General features: G+C 54.9%; 14 protein-coding genes, 1 tRNA gene and 1 rRNA gene. 5 read left to right on the top strand and 11 right to left on the bottom strand.

Annotated elements, in window-relative coordinates:
• Positions 1-82 precede the first annotated feature (82 nt).
• Together fucP and HMPREF1494_RS09710 are read right to left on the bottom strand one after the other, a co-directional pair.
• Entirely contained in the window at positions 83-1,534 is a 1,452-nt protein-coding gene (gene fucP, locus HMPREF1494_RS09715) for an L-fucose:H+ symporter permease (protein ID WP_012902417.1), read from the bottom strand.
• A gap of 289 nt (positions 1,535-1,823) precedes the next feature.
• A complete protein-coding gene (locus HMPREF1494_RS09710) occupies positions 1,824-2,213 on the bottom strand; it encodes a VOC family protein (protein ID WP_003839143.1) in 390 nt (129 codons plus the stop codon).
• 249 nt (positions 2,214-2,462) lie between these two features.
• On the opposite strand from HMPREF1494_RS09710, the gene rrf reads away from it, so the two are divergent.
• Positions 2,463-2,579: ribosomal RNA gene (gene rrf / locus HMPREF1494_RS09705) — 5S ribosomal RNA — on the top strand.
• Between the two features lie 421 nt (positions 2,580-3,000).
• On the opposite strand, the gene HMPREF1494_RS09700 is transcribed toward rrf, so the two are convergent.
• The 6 genes from HMPREF1494_RS09700 to HMPREF1494_RS09675 all read right to left on the bottom strand — a co-directional run bounded on the left by HMPREF1494_RS09700 (position 3,001) and on the right by HMPREF1494_RS09675 (position 8,117).
• Positions 3,001-3,705: an amino acid ABC transporter permease gene (locus tag HMPREF1494_RS09700; protein ID WP_034522448.1), complete on the bottom strand. Its 705-nt coding sequence runs from the start codon at positions 3,703-3,705 to the stop codon at positions 3,001-3,003.
• Position 3,706: 1 nt separating this feature from the next.
• A complete protein-coding gene (locus HMPREF1494_RS09695) occupies positions 3,707-4,399 on the bottom strand; it encodes an amino acid ABC transporter permease (RefSeq protein WP_034522446.1) in 693 nt (230 codons plus the stop codon).
• Between the two features lie 3 nt (positions 4,400-4,402).
• A complete protein-coding gene (locus HMPREF1494_RS09690) occupies positions 4,403-5,161 on the bottom strand; it encodes an amino acid ABC transporter ATP-binding protein (RefSeq protein ID WP_034522487.1) in 759 nt (252 codons plus the stop codon).
• 21 nt (positions 5,162-5,182) lie between these two features.
• Positions 5,183-6,268: an NAD/NADP octopine/nopaline dehydrogenase family protein gene (locus tag HMPREF1494_RS09685; protein ID WP_034522444.1), complete on the bottom strand. Its 1,086-nt coding sequence runs from the start codon at positions 6,266-6,268 to the stop codon at positions 5,183-5,185.
• A gap of 102 nt (positions 6,269-6,370) precedes the next feature.
• Complete coding sequence (locus tag HMPREF1494_RS09680) at positions 6,371-7,255, bottom strand: transporter substrate-binding domain-containing protein (RefSeq protein WP_034522442.1); 885 nt, start codon at positions 7,253-7,255, stop codon at positions 6,371-6,373.
• A gap of 196 nt (positions 7,256-7,451) precedes the next feature.
• Positions 7,452-8,117, bottom strand: coding sequence for a TetR/AcrR family transcriptional regulator (locus HMPREF1494_RS09675; protein WP_231495401.1), 666 nt, complete (start codon positions 8,115-8,117; stop codon positions 7,452-7,454).
• Positions 8,118-8,296: 179 nt separating this feature from the next.
• On the opposite strand from HMPREF1494_RS09675, the gene HMPREF1494_RS09670 reads away from it, so the two are divergent.
• Entirely contained in the window at positions 8,297-9,562 is a 1,266-nt protein-coding gene (locus HMPREF1494_RS09670; protein WP_171843633.1) for an MFS transporter, read from the top strand.
• Between the two features lie 22 nt (positions 9,563-9,584).
• Complete coding sequence (locus tag HMPREF1494_RS09665) at positions 9,585-11,288, top strand: CocE/NonD family hydrolase (protein ID WP_034522437.1); 1,704 nt, start codon at positions 9,585-9,587, stop codon at positions 11,286-11,288.
• A 145-nt stretch (positions 11,289-11,433) separates the two neighbouring features.
• On the opposite strand, the gene HMPREF1494_RS09660 is transcribed toward HMPREF1494_RS09665, so the two are convergent.
• A tRNA-Arg gene (locus tag HMPREF1494_RS09660) sits at positions 11,434-11,506 on the bottom strand.
• A gap of 164 nt (positions 11,507-11,670) precedes the next feature.
• On the opposite strand from HMPREF1494_RS09660, the gene HMPREF1494_RS09655 reads away from it, so the two are divergent.
• The gene (locus HMPREF1494_RS09655; RefSeq protein WP_034522435.1) at positions 11,671-12,759 is read left to right on the top strand and encodes an endonuclease/exonuclease/phosphatase family protein; all 1,089 of its coding nucleotides are present in this window, start codon (positions 11,671-11,673) and stop codon (positions 12,757-12,759) included.
• Between the two features lies 1 nt (position 12,760).
• Here HMPREF1494_RS09655 and HMPREF1494_RS09650 read toward each other — a convergent pair whose 3' ends face one another.
• Both HMPREF1494_RS09650 and xseA read right to left on the bottom strand, forming a co-directional pair.
• On the bottom strand, positions 12,761-13,048 hold the full coding sequence (locus HMPREF1494_RS09650) for an exodeoxyribonuclease VII small subunit (protein WP_003839164.1): 288 nt from the start codon (positions 13,046-13,048) through the stop codon (positions 12,761-12,763).
• Positions 13,038-14,357: an exodeoxyribonuclease VII large subunit gene (gene xseA / locus HMPREF1494_RS09645; RefSeq protein WP_034522433.1), complete on the bottom strand. Its 1,320-nt coding sequence runs from the start codon at positions 14,355-14,357 to the stop codon at positions 13,038-13,040. Before xseA ends, HMPREF1494_RS09650 begins: the two co-directional genes overlap by 11 nt.
• Before the next feature lie 338 nt (positions 14,358-14,695).
• Between xseA and nrdD the strand changes: the two genes are divergently transcribed.
• Entirely contained in the window at positions 14,696-17,095 is a 2,400-nt protein-coding gene (nrdD, locus tag HMPREF1494_RS09640) for an anaerobic ribonucleoside-triphosphate reductase (RefSeq protein WP_034522429.1), read from the top strand.
• The last annotated feature ends 17 nt before the right edge of the window (positions 17,096-17,112 follow it).

The raw sequence follows: 17,112 nt of genomic DNA, 5'->3' as shown, positions 1-17,112 counted from the left end.
GCCGAATGATGGCGGCGGCGCGTTCGGGACGATATCCTGAACGCGCCGCTCAAATGCCGCAATGTGCCTGCGGTCGTGGGACTTACTTGGCCCCTTGCTGCGCAGTGGCGGCCATGACGGCGAGTTGTTGTGGCGTGTACTTGTCGCGCTTGAATTCGGAGACGAAGTAGAGGGCGACGATCAGCAACTCGATGGCCGGCAAGATGAAGGAGAACTGCATGGTGACCGCATCGGACAGGGCGCCTTGCAGGGTCGGCAGCACGGCGCCGCCGACCAGTGCCATCACGATGATCGCGCCGGCGGTTTCGGTGTGGCGGCGGTCCTCGACGGTGGACAGGGTGCGGGCGTAGATGGTCGGCCATCCCGGTCCTAGGAACAGGCTTACGGCCACGGCGGCCCACACGGCGCCCATGCCCGGCAGGAACGCGACGCATAGCAGTGACACGCAGCCAAGCGCCATGAACGTAGCGAGTACGCGGGTCTCACGGGAGCGGGAGAGCAGATAGCTGGCAAGCAGACGGCCTACGAAGAAGACCACGTAGCTGAAGATCATGAAATCGGCGGCCTTGCGGTCGGTCATCGAGCTGCCGCCCTGATTGAGCGCAAGGCGGATGGTGAAGGACCAGATGCCGGTCTGTGCGCCGATGTAGATGAACTGCACGCCGATGCCCTTAAGGAAGCGATGGTTGTGGAACAGATAACGCAGGGTTTCGCTCAGCTTGACCTTGTTCTCGGTGGCTGGGGCGTGAGGGTTGGCGGCCGGACGGCACTTCGGGAACTTGGTGAGGGCGAACAGCACGATCAGCACAGCCAGCACGATCAGCAGATACTTGTAGGGCTCCAGTGTGCGGGCGAGTTGTTCGGCGCCATACGCCTTGGCCTCGTCCGGAGCCATCTTCGCCATCGCCGCATGCAGGTTGGAGTCTTGGAACACGAGGTATTTGCCGAGCAGGATGCCGGTGATCAGGCCAAGTGCGTTCATGGTCTGTGCGATGTTCAGACGCACGGTGCCGAGTCGTTTCGGGCCCATCAGCGTGGCATACGTGTCGGCGGAGGTTTCGAGGAAGCTCAGGCCGATTGCCTCCACGAAGATGGCGAATAGGAACACTTCGTAAGTGACCAGGCGTGAGGCGGGGAAGAAGATGAAGCAACCTATCGCGAAGAAGCTCAGGCCCGCGATGATGCCAAGTTTGTAGCTGAACTTCTTGATGAACAGCGACGCCGGAATGGCGATGAGGAAGTAGCCGCCGTAGAACGCGCTTTGCACGAAGGCGGTGGCGAGGTCGCTCAAGGAGAACACGGCTTTGAACTGGGTGATGAGAATGTCGTTCAGGCTCGAAGCGATCGCCCAGATGGCGAACAGTACCGAGGTCATGGCGAACTGCAGCACCGGCGTACGGTTGAGATAGCCGTCGGGGAATTCAATCCAACGTTGTTTTTTCGGCTGTGCGCCGTCGGAAGCAGGTTCTGCGGAGGCGTTGGGGCTGGTGGGGCTGGTGGCGTCGATCGTTTGTGCATCGATTGGCCGTGTCATGGTTGCCTTCTTCTTCTGTGATGTGCAACCGTAACGGTGGTAAAGCTTGGGTTGGCCCTGAACGTTACGGCTACGTTGTTGCATACGCTTGTTCCGCCTTGCGTGTGGTACCGTGCGTGCCACATGTCGGTGGATTTGTCGCCGTAACCCGCAATTCGCGTTTGCTTAGGCCAACGAGATCGATGCGCATTGCGTTTGACGCGCATCGAAGGATTTCGATGATGGTTATGTATTGATCGGTCGGTTTATGGGTGGTATGTGTTCCGGCCGCCGTGGCGGCCGGAATGTCTTATAGCACTTGGCAGAATTCGATGGTCTCGTGGTTCGGACCGAGCACGTTGAAGTAGCGGATGCCGTTCTCGTGGAATGTATCGATATGTTGCACCGAACCTTCCACGAAGTTCAGCCCCAGCTTCTCGGCTTCCTCGAACGCCTTGTCGATGTCGGTGACGTCAAGTGCGAAATGATTGATCGCGCCGGTCGCGTTCGCCGGCTGATCCATGGTCCACACCTCCAGTGTGAGATTGTTCAGATGCAGGAACGTGCAGCGGTCTTCGCCGTTCGGGTAAATGCCTTCACATTCGAAGCCGAGCTTCTCGTAGTACGCGATGGTGCCTTCGAGATCATTGGTGGGAATACCGACGTGACCGACTCCGGTGATGTGTTCGCGAACGCTCATATGCAAGCCTCCATTGCCTGACTATTTTTTCGGTTCAACGGGCTGTTGTTGAACTGACTAGAACGATAGCACGTTTTTCCTTTCAACGGAAAACGTTTTCTGATTTCGGCGTGTCAAAGGATTGACGTGAGTGATTGAAGTCGTCTTGAAGGATTTTATTCTGCCACGGCTTGTTGCCTGTGGAGTGTCTTGTGGTGCGCGACACGCCGTGATTTGGCAATCAGACTTGATTCGCGTATTCTTTCTTCTTGCGGCGATCAGAGCCTAGGTGAAACGCCCGGTCCCATTCCGAACCCGGAAGCTAAGGCCTAGTACGGCGATGGTACTGCACTCGGAAGAGTGTGGGAGAGTAGCGCGTCGCCGCGTTTACTCTTTATAATCCCGAGTTGAGCATGGCTCCTCGGGATTTTTGCTATTCGGATGATAATGCAGTCTGTGATGAGTTAGGTCCTGCCGATCATGAATCGTGCCAATGCCTGCGATGCGAAGGACAGACCGCAATTGGCTGATTCTAATGTGCTGGCTATCCCATCAAAGTGCTGGATGACTGAGAGAACCACAAAAAAACGTCATCCGTCGATTGCAAGCTACGCAAGGTGGGTTGGACGACAAGGTGCTATGTGTGGTGGCTATCCCTTGGGAGAGTAGCTGTCGAGGAGGCGTCAGCGGTAGTTAAGGAATTCTCATACTGCAGGGTGTGTGGTTCGAGTGGTTTTTCGTGGGATGGCAAGTGACCTCGGATGGAAGACGGCTTTGCAATCTGCTACTTCGGATCATTGCGCGCTGGCTATGCCGCAATGGGGACCATTTTCTTCAACGTGTGTTCAAGTAGAGCAAACAATGCGAATAGCACAATCGCTATTCCTACATACACGATGAATGCATCCGTGTATATTTCGATAAATCTGAAGCTCTCCGAACCGATTATCGTGGCTCGTGCCATGATATCCATCACCGAGATGGTATACAGCAAAGAGGTATTCTTCAGCATATCTATCATCGAATTGGACAGATTAGGTACTGCGTTGATAGCTGCTTGGGGCACGACAATTCGCAGTAACGCATGTAGTGGTGGTAGATTCAGTGACCTGATTGCCTCGCGCTGGCCTTCATCTACCGTGTAATATGCTCCCCTGAAAATTTCACAGAAATACACGCTGGCGTAAAGCGAGAACGTTACGATTGCAACGGTATTCGGGTAGATGTTTACATTTGCAGCCAGTTTGGGATCGTGATGGAGCAAGGCCGTGATGCGGGGCATTCCATAACAAACTACATAGAGCTGTACAAGAATGGGCGTAGAGCGAATCAGTGATACAAGCAGGCCGATGATTGTACTTAGCAGGGGAATGCTATTGAGCCGGATTGTGCAGAAGATGGCGCCACCGAGCAATCCCAGGAATGCTGAAAAAACGGTGACCCAGATTGCAACGGGTGCGGCCTGAAGGATATCGGTAAAATGTTCGAGGGCGTACTGCATATCAAATGTCATGTCAGGCCACCTTTTTCAGAGAGACGGAGTAAATCAGTGTGGTCGCTTTGTCAATGATCACAGCGAGAATCCAATAAATCAGCATGAGTGCGAGGAATATCTCTAACTGCCACAGGCCAAAATCTTCTGCGGACAAAGTGATGGCTTTCTCATATATGTCCATGATGCCGATGGTGAACAAAATTGAGGACTGTTTGATGGCGGTGATTAGAAGACTGGCGAAATTAGGGAGGCTGTTAATCAATGCCTGGGGGATGATGATTCGTCGATAGTATGTCAGTTTCGGTAGCGAAAGGGACTGGGCCGCCTGCAGCTGGCCGTTGTCGATGGCATCGAATCCAGCACGCAGCGTCTCTTCGAAGAAAGCGGATAGGCTTAGAGAAAAGGCGATCAATGCGAAGATTAGCGGGTCACTTGAATTGATGTCGACACCAGAGGCGGAAAGCAACATCGGCAAGCCGTAATAGGAAATGAACAGAAGCAACAGTAATGGTGTACCGCGCATCAGCCACACATATGCCGTAATCAACGTTTTGGCCATGCGATTGTGGATCCGGCCTAGACACGTGAGTAATGTACCGATGAACATGCCAATCAAGACCGACGCTAGAACGATGCCTAAGGTGTATGGCAATCGTGCCAGCAGAATGGGAAAGGCATTAAAGAATGCGGATAGATTAAAGTACGTATTCATTATTCAGTCCTCACCACGGTAGCGTCTGAGGAATTCCTTGGTGCGTTGTTGCTCGGGATGGTCGAACAGTTGTTCAGGGGACCCTTGTTCGACAATAGAACCGTCCTCCATGAAGATGATTTTGGATGAGATCCGGCGTGCTAGTGCCATTTCATGGGTGACGACCAGCATGGTGCGCCCCTCCGCCGCCAGTTGTTCGATAACCCGTTCCACTTCGCCTACAAGTTCAGGGTCCAAGGCGCTGGTGGGTTCGTCCAGCAAAAGCAGGTCAGGATTCACTGCGATTGCGCGCGCGATACCTACGCGTTGTCTCTGTCCGCCGGACAGTTCCTTGGGGTATGAGTTAGATTTCTTGGCAAGGCCTACCTTGCCAAGAAGTTCAAGACCATATTGCTTGGCTTCCTTTTTCGGCATCTTCTTTGCGTAAATCAGCGCTTCGGTGACATTCTGCAACGCGGTCAGATTGGCGAATAGATTGTATGACTGAAACACCATAGCGGTTGCGCCACGCACGTAGGCTATGTCTCTATGGTCCTTCGTGGCGAGGTCTACGGTCTTTCCATTCAGATTGATCGTGCCGGAATCAGCCCGCTCAAGGAAATTCAAGCAACGCAACAGTGTTGTCTTTCCGGATCCGCTTGGTCCAATGATGGAAAACACCTTCCCTTTTTCTTGAGTAAATGAAACAGATTTTAGGATGGTGTTCCCGTTAAAACTTTTGACGACGTCGCTGACGTTAATTGACATCATATCCCTTCCCATGGTTGACCACATTGAGGCTGTCTATGAAAGATTGGCTGAAGGCTGGCGCAACTTGTCCACTATGGATTTGTTGAAGATGGGGCCATTGAATGGTCTACCGAGATAGTCTTCGTAAAGGGTCAGCAATGCACTGCATGCCGTTACCGGTACGTTGAGCAGACGTCCCAAATCCACGATTGGCTTAATTCCGTAGGGAAGATCTTCTTGAATGAAACGGTGTCGTACATCTTTCGGACCGTGGAGCGTCGAATAGACGGAATTCGACTGGAACAACTGCAAGAGTGTGCCATAGTCGCTTCCCCAGAAGCTGTTGAGCTGCTTCACTATAGGTGTGTATGAGCTGCCCAAGGCGTCGGCTAGTGCATGACGTTCGTCATCGATATGACGTACAAGATTTTCCATGCGCTCGGTGAACCCCTCAGACAATATACGGTAGTCAGATCCCATCTCGATTTTCGTCATGTTCAAAAGACACAGGGGGGCATGAATGATGGGATTCGGAGCCATCAGCGATGAGGTGAACACAGTATCACAATGGTGTACCTCCCTGTAAGCGCGGTGCAGGAATTTCCTTAATATGTTGGCGTCATCATGGTCTATTGCATAGGACACTTCGATGGATGTTTTGATTCCTTTGATTTCCAGCGAGATACCGTTGTCCGAGCTTTTGCCATCGAAAGACAGCTCGGCCACATAAGGCATGCCGGCGGTTTCGGCGATGGTCAGGCGACTCGGCTGAATCACCTGACCATCCGAGAACGTCTGGAATGCCTCATATGCCCCCCAATTGCCGTTGAATATGATGATTCGAATAGGGTCAACGTGCGTACGGGCCCAATCACGGATCCTCTCAAATATGTCATTGTGGGCATTTGCCCATGTGCATATAACGATGAAGTCGGCATTAGATAGAACTTCATCCAATTCGTTGCTGGCGTCGATGTTCCAGATACCTTCCATCGAGCCAGCCGACACTATGGACCCGTCGCGCAACGCAGCCAGCTTAGCTTCGTCACGTGTATATACCATCGGATCGTATCCAAGGGACTGTAAATGCAGAGCCGCGGCGAGACCGGTATTACCCGCCGAAAGAATGGCCACCTTCATGGTTCCCGCCAATCGTTTGTTAACGCAAATGAGTCATAAAAGTCAATGCCCGCCGCAAAGCCTAACGGTCTACGGCGAGCTGTTTCTCCGTGAGTGAGAACGTCACTCCCAGTAGATGACGCTGTCCACCTTGTCTGCGCCGGGAAGGCTAAACACATCTTCGCCATACCATTTTTCGGAAAGCTTGGATAGCGTGCCATCCTGACGGAAATCGTCCAGCACCTTATCGATATCTTTGCGGAGCTTGGCGGTGCTGTCGCCCTTGTGATACAGGAACACGGTTGGGAACAAGCCGATGGAATCAGTGGTGGTCAGGTCGAGGTCCAGCTCATCCTTGATACTCTGGAATGAGGTGTACGGATAGATGGCCGCATCATATTTGCCAGCACCGACCGCCTTGAGAACATCGGCGACGGTGGCGGATTTCTCCGTCGCACCTTCGAACTCGATCTTGTTGTTCGGATGTTCTTCGTTGTACTGGCTAATCAGTGTATAGCGGGCATCATCGGTTGGGATGGGGGCAAGCTTCTTGCCGGACTTCGCTAAGTCTTCCAGCGAGTTGATATCCTTCTCGTCGGATCGGATGATCAGACGAGCGTCGCTCAGACCGGTCGGATTCTCAGAATAGTCGAAAGTTTTGAAGCGCTCGGCCGTACCGTAGAAGGAGCAGGTGGCTGCGTCATACTTACCGCTTTGCAGGCCAGTGAGAAGAGCGTCCTGTGCAAGGGCCGTGTATTTGAACTCGTATTGAGGGAGCTTCTCATCAATTTTTTTCAGCAACTCGAAATCGTATCCAGTGTAATTATCGCCATCAACATAGGTGTACGGTTTCTTGCCGGTCACTCCTGCAATGTTGATAATTTGAACATCGTTGGAAGACGAGGTGTTTTTATCGGATGAGTTGGCACCGCAGGCGGCCAGCGAGAATACTGCGGTAGCGACGGCGAACATGGCAACAGCACGTTTGGCGATGGTGGTCTGAGACATTCGTTCTCTTTTCTCTCAAGGCGGATACTGGCTTTTTACGACGATGGCCATGCTATCGGAAACTTTTGGGCGAAATGCCTCTCTGCTATACGGATTCCAGCGGCAAGACTATAAGCAGGACTTATGAGAAACAGGACGAATCGGCTTGCATCGTTTGTATTATTCGTCTCCCGGCATCCGAGGCTTTGTGATACCGTCAGCGGTATCCTTCCCAGTGGGGGAGCGGGAAAAGAATATCCTCATATGCTGTCCATGTCTGCAGAAAATCAATGTCAGGCTCGCCCAGCCAGCGTGACTCGAGGCCTTCCATTGCCGATCCGATCGCCATGGAGAGAAGGCCTACCTGCTCAGGCTTCGAATACTCCGGAGGTAGCTTCCAAGGGACTTGTTCGACCTGCTTGCGCAGACGTTGGCCTCGATGCGCGAAATATTCATGTGCCGGATGCGACTCGTGCAATGCTTCTGCCCGCAACACCAGATATGCGCGGGTCTGATAAGGGTTCTCCTCGTTGAACCGCGCGATTTCCCGATACCATTCCGGCATCAGTGCTGGATGCTTGGAAAGTTCTTCCTTTGAGAGGTTAAGCTTGCGGATGAGATAGTTGTTTGAGCTGTTCTCATCCTCGCTGAAGTCATATTGCCGCAATACCAGATCCAATAGGTTCCGTTTGTTCTTTACATGCTTGAGTACGCCTGCCTGGCTGAGTCCCGTACGATCGGCAACTTCCTGGATGGTCATGCCGAAAAAACCTCGTTCACCGATGACTTCGGTTGCGACCCGCACGATCTCGTCAATCCGCTCGCTGCTCTGTTTCCTCAATGCAATCCCTTTCGTTGCGACGCCGCAGGTTACGTTTCGCACATTTCAGCATATCCGATAGAGAAAACCATGGGACACGCGCTGTTGACACCTCCGTCTTTGGTGATATATTGATTCTACATAGGTAAGTAACTACTTACTTACTAATGTGAAACGGTGCCTTTCCCTGAGAAAGAAGCATGTATTCCAATGTCGGAATTACAACGAACATGGAGGTTCGAATGTCAACCCAACAACGAGCTAACTGGAGACCATGGTTGGTCTTCGCCGGATGCTGCGTGCTCTCCTTCGTGGGTTTTGGCTTCATCGTGAACACGATGGGCCTGTATTACACACCGCTATGCGACGAATTGGGGATTTCCCGCACCCAGATCGCGCTGGCCGCATCAATTATGGCCATCGCCGCCATGCCGACCACGCTACTTGCAGGCAACATCATGAAACGTATCGACTCACGTGTCCTAATTTCCGTATGCGTGGTGGTGTGTTCTCTTTTGTTTCTCGCACAGTCATTCTTCACCCAGCTGTGGCAGTTCTACATCTCTTTCGCGTTGATGGGTGTCGCCTACGTTATTCCGATCACTCTGGCGCCGAGTGTGCTACTCGCCAACTGGTTCGAGGATAAGCTGGGACTGGCTATGGGCATTGCGCTGGGCGTCAGCGGCATCGGCGGCATGGTATTTAATCCGGTTGTTTCTTCCTGGATTACGAATTTCGGTTGGCGCACTTCATACCGTGTTACCGCACTTGTTCTGGCCATATGCATTCTGCCCTTTGCGATGTTCGCTTTCAAATTCCATCCCGACCAAGATAAAGGCGAATGCGCCTATGGACATACCGTCAATGCCGATGCTGCCAAGACCGAACAGGACGGCGAGCTGCCGGGTCTGTCGCTCAAACAGGCAGCGAAGACCCGTTCCTTCGCGTTGTTGGTTATTCTTGCCGTGCTGCTGCAGTCCGTTGCGGCGCTTGTGCAGCACGTTTCCGGTATGGAAGTTGCACGCGGCCTGACTTTGGAACAAGGGTCTCTGGTCGTTTCCGGAATCATGCTCGGTGCGGCCGTCGGCAAGGCGACTATCGGCATCCTGCTCGACCGTGTGAAAACCGAGGTGGTCATCGCCTTGTATGCGTCACTTGGACTGTGCGGCTGGGGTCTCATGGCGATTACCAGTGTGCCAGTGGTAGCCACGGTTGCCGGCTTCCTTGCGGGTATCGGCCAGGGAGTGGTGTTGGTATCCCTTCCTTGGATGATCCGTCAGTTCTTTGGGCTGAAGGATTACCCCATGATTCTAAGCGTTATCTCCGTCGGAGGCGGCATTGCATCAGCAGTCGCCAACACCATCCACGGGACGGTGTTCGATACTGCTGGTTCGTATATGCCGTCGCTCATCTCCAATGTCGTCTTCTACATGGTAGCTGCTGTCTGCGCAATAGCTGCGTACAAACTGCGCCCGATGAAGGCGGCCAAGAACAATTCCGAACAATAACACAGACACAAGGAGCCAAACAATGAGTGACGCAGATGAGTTTCTCAAGAAGTATCTGGAAAATATTCGCAACCAATATAACAGCTCAGGGTTCCCGCCGAAATATGCGTCCGGAACCATGCGGACCGTCACGGTCTCCTGCCGCGATGGCGTGGAACTGACCACTGATATCTACACGCCTGTCATGAAAAGACCATATCCGACCATCGTGGTGCGTTGCCCCTACCCGCAGCAAGTCGATTTATGGAGGTTGCATGGTGAAGAGCTTACTAAACGCGGTTATGCCATGGTATGCGAATGGTGTCGTGGCACCTATACATCCGGCGGAACATGGGAGCCGAATATCAATGAACGCAATGACGGTGCTGATTTGCTTGCCTGGTTGGAAACGCAGGATTGGGTCGAGACCATTGGCCTGTGGGGTACTTCATACCTATCCCTGACCTGCTGGGTCGTGGCCGACATCGCCACATCCAAGGTGGCATCCATCTGTGCGAACCATTATGGCACCGACCGATTCTCTTCCGCCTATCAGAAAGGCTCATTCCGTTGCGACGTGCTTACTGCATGGGCCATGCAGAACGCCGGGCATCCCGTTAACGCCGACTATCTCAAGTCCTCGTTGCATCTGCCGCAAATGACCGTGGATGAGGATATGTGGGGAGGCCGTCTCGACTGGTATCGCGACTGGATCAGTCATCCAAAAGGGACTGATTCCTACTGGGATGAAGGTTTTTGGGGGCTGCTCAAAAAGATTCCTTCCAACGTGAAGGTTCCAATGTTCATCAATGAGGGATGGTTTGATCATCATCTCGGCAGTGCGCTTACCGGCTATGCCTCTCTCGACCCCGATATCAAGAAACACTCTTGGTTGCGTATCGGCTGTTGGAACCATTATTTCAATAATCCTCTTGAAGGGCTCGAGCCCGCAAACCTCAATGCCACCGAGGTGCCTGCAGCACTGGAATGGTTCGATCTGACCCTCAAACAGCATCGGATTCCGGAACGTAAGGTTGAATACTACGAGGTCGGTGATGATTCCTGGCACACCGTAACGCAATGGCCGCTATCAGCCGATGACGTCGAAGAGCGCCGATTGTTCTTCGCCTTGTCCGGTGACGAATCCGATCAGAACGCACACGCCCTTGTCGATCGGCCGAAAGCGAAGATGGAAGCATTGCAGTACAACTATGATCCGGCCAATCCTGTCGCAACTCGTGGTGGTGAGGCCTTGTTGACCACGATGCAGGAAATTGGCGCTCGCATTCAGCCGAAACCGGGTTACCGTGCCGATGTGCTCAGTTTTCTCACAGCACCATTTGAACAGGATGTGCATATTCAGGGAGCTATCAGAGTGGAACTTTACATATCCTCCACTGCTTCCGATACGGCGTTCACTGCCAAACTGATGTGCGTCGACCCGGATGGTACGGCACGCAACTACCGCGGTTCCATCACCACCATTGCGCTCGATACGCCGGATGCGGAACCCTACACGCCTAGTGATATACGCAAGGTGAGCGTAGAGATGTGGGACATATGCTGGAAGGTGCCTGCCGGATCGCGAATTCGTTGCGATATCGCATCATCGGATTTTCCACAATATTCGGTGCATACCAATCGTGCCGGACTATGGAGTGAGCAGACCGGTGCAGACAAGGCCGTCCAGACCATATATATGGGTTCAGAAATGCCTTCGGCGATTGTGCTGCCGGTTCTTGCCTAATTGATGATCACAAGGAAGATGGTGCAATCATGTTGAAAGGAGAATGCACGCTGAATTGGGAACAGCTGACTGACTTGGCTGAAAGCGATGCCATGCCATCCGCTACGATCAGACGGCATGGCATCGCTTTACGAACAAAACACAGTGCCCCAGATAGGAATCGAACCTACGACACCTTCTTTAGGAGAGAAGTGCTCTATCCACTGAGCTACTGAGGCAACGAAGATATATTCTACACACCTTACGGACGTGGCATGTGCAAAGGCGGTGAATACGGGCGAGATTTCTTTCGCGATGCGGTAGGGTAGGGGCGTTGCGCGGCTTGTGTTCGCGCCGTCATCGGCTGGCATCCATGACATCATGCCGCGCGCAAGGAGGAACTATGGCTCAGGCAGCGAAATCACGTACGACCCGATCAGCCGGACCGGTCCAACCGATTCGGCTGGTGAATGGTCGTAGGTCGCACCATGTGCGCAACTGTATTTTCGGCATGCTGGCCTGGGTGTTCGCACTTGCGTCCCTGCTCGGCACGGCTACGCACATTCTTCCGGAATCGATTCAGGCGTGGCCCTATATGCCGGTCGTCGTGTCATTGGTACCGTGGTTCGCCCTTCTTGCCATCGTCGCTTTGGTTCTTGCCGTGATTTCGAGACGTGGCTTTGCCGCAATCATGGCGATCGCAGCAATCGGATTGCAGATATGGTGGCAGTATCCGTTCTTCTACAATCAGACGAAACTGCCTCGCGCCGCGATTGCCGCGGTTTCCGGCGCTTCCATGAACACGGATGACGGGTATGCCCGTCTGATGACATGCAACGTATATAAAGGACGTGCCGATGCGCAGGAGATAGTCGACTTGGTGAAAAGCGAGCATGTGGAAGTGCTTGCCCTGCAGGAGACCACGGATGATTTCGTGGATGCGTTGAACAGGGCCGGCATCGCCGACTATCTGCCATATTCGCAGGTTTCCAGTTCGGATGGCGTCTACGGCAACGGTTTGTGGTCGGCGACCCCGCTTGGCGACCCTGCGGATGATGATGTGGATTCCAGCGCTTCGTTCATGCCGGGTGGCACGGTGAGCTTCAACGGCGGCACCACGCCCGTCCGTTTCGTTTCCGTGCACACCACTTCGCCGACCCGAAGCCGCTGGCAGCAGTGGAGGCGATCCCTGGATGAACTGGCCCGTATGAAATTCAATACTGATACCCGGTACATTTTCATGGGTGATTTCAATGCCACCTACGACCATACGCCGTTCAGGGATTTTCTTGGGAATCGTTTCATCGATGCGTCCAGGCAGGCGGCAGGCGGGTTCGTGTTCTCATGGCCTGCGGATATTGATTATGTGCCGACCTTCGCCGGAATCGATCACATCGTGCTCGACTCCGGCATGTTGGCGGGGCAGGTGAAGTCGGAGAAGATTGACGGCTCCGACCACAAGGCCCTGCTGGCGACGGTGCAGATCAGCTAGTTCAGGACAGGTTGTCCTGAGTTCCTGCGGTATTCGCGGCCGTGGCCTGTTCGGCCTGGGCTGCGTCAAGCTTGGCTCGAACCTCGCCCAGCAGGCTCTGCGCCCGCTTGGCAAGGGCCTCGCCGATTTCCCATTGGCGCATGGACTGATCGAGGTTAAGGCCGCCGGCTTCCAGCGCCTGGACGGCTTGGATGAGTTTGTCGCGCGCCTCTTCATAAGGCATCTGCTCGATGGCCTCGCGTTCCTTGTCGGTGAGGCTGGAGGCCGGGGTGCTGGTTTCACTGGTCATGTTGACTCCTTGCTGTAGTCGCGGTTTTGACTTCGGAGACGACCATGCCGTGCTTCAGGGTCATGGTGAGCTCGTCCCCGGGTTTGACGTTGTTCGCGTCGTCGATCACATGCCCGTCGGCGCTTTGGATCACCGCATAGCCGCGGTTGAGGGTGGATTGCGGGCTGAGGGCCGTCAGGGATGCGCGTGAGCGTTCGATGGTCAGGCTGGCGTCGTCGAGAATGCGGGTCAGTCCGATGCGCATACGGTTCCGGGCGTCATCGAGGAACCGTTGATGCGGTTCCAGCATGGTCAGCGGCTGTGTCAGGCTTGGCCTGTTCGCGTAGCCTTCGACCAGTCGCATCTCGTTGGCGATCGTCGCGTCGATGCGCATGCGCATGCGTTGCAGATGCACGTTGATCAGTTGTGTCTGCTCATTGACGTCAGGCACCACTTTCTTGGCGGCGTCGGTAGGGGTGGAGGCGCGCAGGTCGGCTACCAAGTCGAGCAGGGTCCAGTCATCCTCATGTCCGATGGCCGAGATCAAAGGGGTCTGTGCCGCCGCGGCGGCTCGCACCACACCTTCGTCGGAGAATCCGATGAGATCTTCGAAGGCGCCGCCGCCCCTGGCGACGATGATTACGTCGACATCCGGGTCGGCATCCATCGCACGGATGGCGGCGACCACGTCGGACGGGCATTGCTCGCCTTGCACGTGTACGTGCATCACCTTGAAATTCGCTACCGGCCAGCGCAGGCGTACGTTGGTGATCACATCGCCTTCCGCACGTGCCTGGGGGGCGCAGATCAGGCCGATGCAATGCGGGAATTCCGGAAGCGGCATTTTGCGGTCGATATCAAACAGGCCTTCGCCTTTGAGCTTTTTGCGCAGCTCGTCGATCATCGCCTTCAGACTGCCGCCTGCGCCGGCTGCGATGATTGCGTCACCTCTGAGCGAAAGCGACGTGCGTTTCATCCACAGATTCGGCTTGCCGTGGATGATCACACGATCGCCCTGCACAAACGGCGTGGCGGCCGCCGCGAATTGGCCGAAGCCATTGACTTCCATTGCGATGTCCTGATAATCGTCGCGCAGGGTGAGATAGGCGCTGCCCGCACGGCGGGTGTTGATCTGTGTGATCTGCCCGGCCACCCATACGGAAGGCCAACGCTCGACGGCCATATGGAATTTCTCGCTGAGCATACTTACCGGCCAAGGATTATCCGCTGTGGTTTCGCTGGCAAGGCGGGGAAGCTGTTCAGGCTGTTTGAGGCCCGGCTGTGGCTGCGACTGCGTTGCCATGGGGTTGTATCCCGGAGTCCAAGTCATGTTGTCAAGATTCCTCCATCTTGCGGACAATGACGGCTCGGAAAACGGCGTTCGCCATGTATGGATCGCACGCGGTTGCGCGCGCCTACCCCCGCGTATATAGTCCTCTGTGGAGCAAATGCCAAACGACACTCCGGAACCGGTATCGTTACCTTTGTCACACAAATCAAATAATGGCGGAATGGCGCCGAAAAGTGCCATATCTAGTTTCTATGGCGGCGTGCCTCTACTAGATATAGTGCTGGGGATGACGTAGAGTACTTGAAGCCGATATAAACAGGACATGCGATGCGAAGCATGGAGACCAGTCGGAAGGCCCGACTCGGAAAGGACGAGAAATGGAAACTCAGGTTCTGGGCGCGATGAACGCGACCTCCGCAACCACTGCGGAGAAAGTGCTCGTCGAGAAGCGCGATGGTCGTGTGGTCGATTTCGATCCGATCAACATCATCAGCGCGGTGAAGTCCGCCTTCGCCGATCTCGACAAGAAGATCGGCCCGCAGGAAGAGCAGATGATCCGTGGTATCGCCAACCAGGTCGAGGCTGAGATCAAGGAACGCTACAACGGTCCGGCCAAAATCGAGGACATCCAGAATCTTGTAGAGCATGGCCTGATCGAGGATCACCTGTACGACGTGGCCCGCACCTACACCAACTATCGTCTGAACAAGGATATCGAACGCGCCAAGGCCACCGATATCAACGAGGCCGTAAGCCGACTGGTGAATCGTGACGAATCCTTGGTGCGTGAGAACGCCAACAAGGATTCCAACGTGTACTCCACCCAGCGTGACCTGCTGGCCGGAGCCGTCTCCAAGGCATCCGCCTTCTCCATGCTGCCGGATGCCGTGTCGAACGCGCATATGAAGGGCGACATCCACTTCCATGATGCCGATTACTCGCCGTTCACCGCACAATCCAACTGCTCGCTGCCGAACTATTGGGATATGCTCGCCAACGGCTTTACCTTGGGCAACGCCCCGATGGGTTCGCCGAACAGCATCAGCATTGCGGCCACGCAGATTACCCAGATCATGAAGGACGTGGCCTCCAGCCAGTACGGAGGGCAGACCGCCAACCGTGCCGACGAGCATTTGGCCGAATACGCCAAGAAGGATTACGCCAAGTTCCTGGAGCAGGCCCACGAGATCATGCCCGACGACCTGCCGATCGAAATCGCCGAGCGTCAGGTCACATTGTCCAAGAACGTCGAGCCGAAGCGCCTGCACTTCGAGGCCGATCGTGCTCCGCTGCCGATGGACGAGCCGTTCCACAAGGAAGCCGGACGCCTGGAACAGTTGCGCGAGGTCTGGGCGAAGATCCAGACCCGCAAGGCCATCTATGACGCCATGCAGACCATGGAATACCAGATCAACTCCAACCGTGTGTCCAACGGGCAGACCCCGTTCGTGACCGTCGGTTTCGGTTTGGGCACCGACTGGTTCTCTCGTGAGGTACAGCGTGCCATCTTCCTCAACCGCATCCGCGGCCTCGGTTCCGAACACCACACCGCCATCTTCCCGAAGCTGGTGTTCTCCGTCAAGCATGGCATCAACGCCGACGAGGGCGATCCGAACTACGACATGAAGCAGCTCGCGCTCGAATGCGCCACCAAGCGCATGTACCCGGATGTCATCTTCTACGAGAACATCGTGAAGATCACCGGATCCTTCAAGGCTCCGATGGGTTGCCGTTCCTTCCTGCAGGGATGGATCGACCCGAAGACCGGCGAGGACGTCGAAGACGGCCGTATGAACCTCGGCGTCGTGACCGTGAACGTTCCGCGCATCGCGTTGGAATCCCACGGCGACAAGGAACGTTTCTGGAAGATCTTCGACGAGCGCATGGCCGTCGCCCATCAGGCATTGCAGTACCGCATCATGCGATGCAAGCAGGCCGCGCCGGTCAACGCCCCGACCTTGTTCCGCTTCGGTGCATTCGGTCGTCTTGGTGCCAGCGACAGCGTCGACCAGCTCTTCCGCAATGAACGCGCCACCGTATCCCTCGGATATATCGGCTTGTATGAGGCGACCAGCGTGTTCTATGGCAAGAATTGGATGCGCGACCACGGCTGGGACCCGCAGGGTAAGGAATTCGCCCTGTCAATCGTGCGCCGCATGAACGAATTGTGCAAGGAATGGTGCAAGGCCGAGGGGTACCACTATTCCGTGTACTCCACGCCGGCCGAATCCCTGACCGACCGCTTCAACCGCATGGACCGCGAGAAGTTCGGCGAGGTGGAAGGCGTGACCGACCACGACTTCTACACCAATTCCTTCCATTATCCGGTGTGGCTGCAGCCCACCCCGATGGAAAAGCTCAATTACGAGAAGGACTTCCCCTATCTCGCTTCCGGCGGCTTCATCAACTACTGCGAGTTCCCGTGCCTGCAGGCCAATCCGAAGGCTCTCGAGGCCGTATGGGATTACGCCTACAACATCGGCATCGGCTACCTTGGTACGAACACTCCGATCGACCACTGCTTCATGTGTGGTTTCCAGGGCGACTTCGAACCGACTGAAGAAGGCTTCAAGTGCCCGGAGTGCGGCAACTCCGACCCGGACAAGTGCAATGTGACCAAGCGTACCTGCGGCTATTTGGGTAACCCGGTGCAACGTCCGATGGTGCATGGTCGCCATGAGGAGATCGCCCATCGCGTCAAGCACATGAGCGGTGAGACCGGTCATGTCGTGTTGCAGGACGGCTCCGAACGCGAATGGTTCGAAGAAGCCAAGTAAAGTCATGTAATGCCCCT

It is taken from the genome of Bifidobacterium sp. MSTE12, from assembly GCF_000513015.1.
GTDB classification, from domain to species: domain Bacteria; phylum Actinomycetota; class Actinomycetes; order Actinomycetales; family Bifidobacteriaceae; genus Bifidobacterium; species Bifidobacterium dentium.
The sequence above is the reverse complement of the archived record's forward strand: the minus strand, read 5'-3'. Positions and strand labels throughout refer to the sequence as shown.

Coding starts and splice junctions, on each gene's coding strand:
- HMPREF1494_RS09695 (WP_034522446.1), bottom strand. CDS start 4,399: ATGAATACGTACTTTAATCTATCCGCATTCTTTAATGCCTTTCCCATT.
- HMPREF1494_RS09685 (WP_034522444.1), bottom strand. CDS start 6,268: ATGAAGGTGGCCATTCTTTCGGCGGGTAATACCGGTCTCGCCGCGGCT.
- fucP (WP_012902417.1), bottom strand. CDS start 1,534: ATGACACGGCCAATCGATGCACAAACGATCGACGCCACCAGCCCCACC.
- HMPREF1494_RS09665 (WP_034522437.1), top strand. CDS start 9,585: ATGAGTGACGCAGATGAGTTTCTCAAGAAGTATCTGGAAAATATTCGC.
- HMPREF1494_RS09655 (WP_034522435.1), top strand. CDS start 11,671: ATGGCTCAGGCAGCGAAATCACGTACGACCCGATCAGCCGGACCGGTC.
- HMPREF1494_RS09680 (WP_034522442.1), bottom strand. CDS start 7,255: ATGTCTCAGACCACCATCGCCAAACGTGCTGTTGCCATGTTCGCCGTC.
- xseA (WP_034522433.1), bottom strand. CDS start 14,357: ATGACTTGGACTCCGGGATACAACCCCATGGCAACGCAGTCGCAGCCA.
- HMPREF1494_RS09710 (WP_003839143.1), bottom strand. CDS start 2,213: ATGAGCGTTCGCGAACACATCACCGGAGTCGGTCACGTCGGTATTCCC.
- HMPREF1494_RS09670 (WP_171843633.1), top strand. CDS start 8,297: ATGTCAACCCAACAACGAGCTAACTGGAGACCATGGTTGGTCTTCGCC.
- HMPREF1494_RS09650 (WP_003839164.1), bottom strand. CDS start 13,048: ATGACCAGTGAAACCAGCACCCCGGCCTCCAGCCTCACCGACAAGGAA.
- HMPREF1494_RS09700 (WP_034522448.1), bottom strand. CDS start 3,705: ATGACATTTGATATGCAGTACGCCCTCGAACATTTTACCGATATCCTT.
- nrdD (WP_034522429.1), top strand. CDS start 14,696: ATGGAAACTCAGGTTCTGGGCGCGATGAACGCGACCTCCGCAACCACT.
- HMPREF1494_RS09690 (WP_034522487.1), bottom strand. CDS start 5,161: ATGGGAAGGGATATGATGTCAATTAACGTCAGCGACGTCGTCAAAAGT.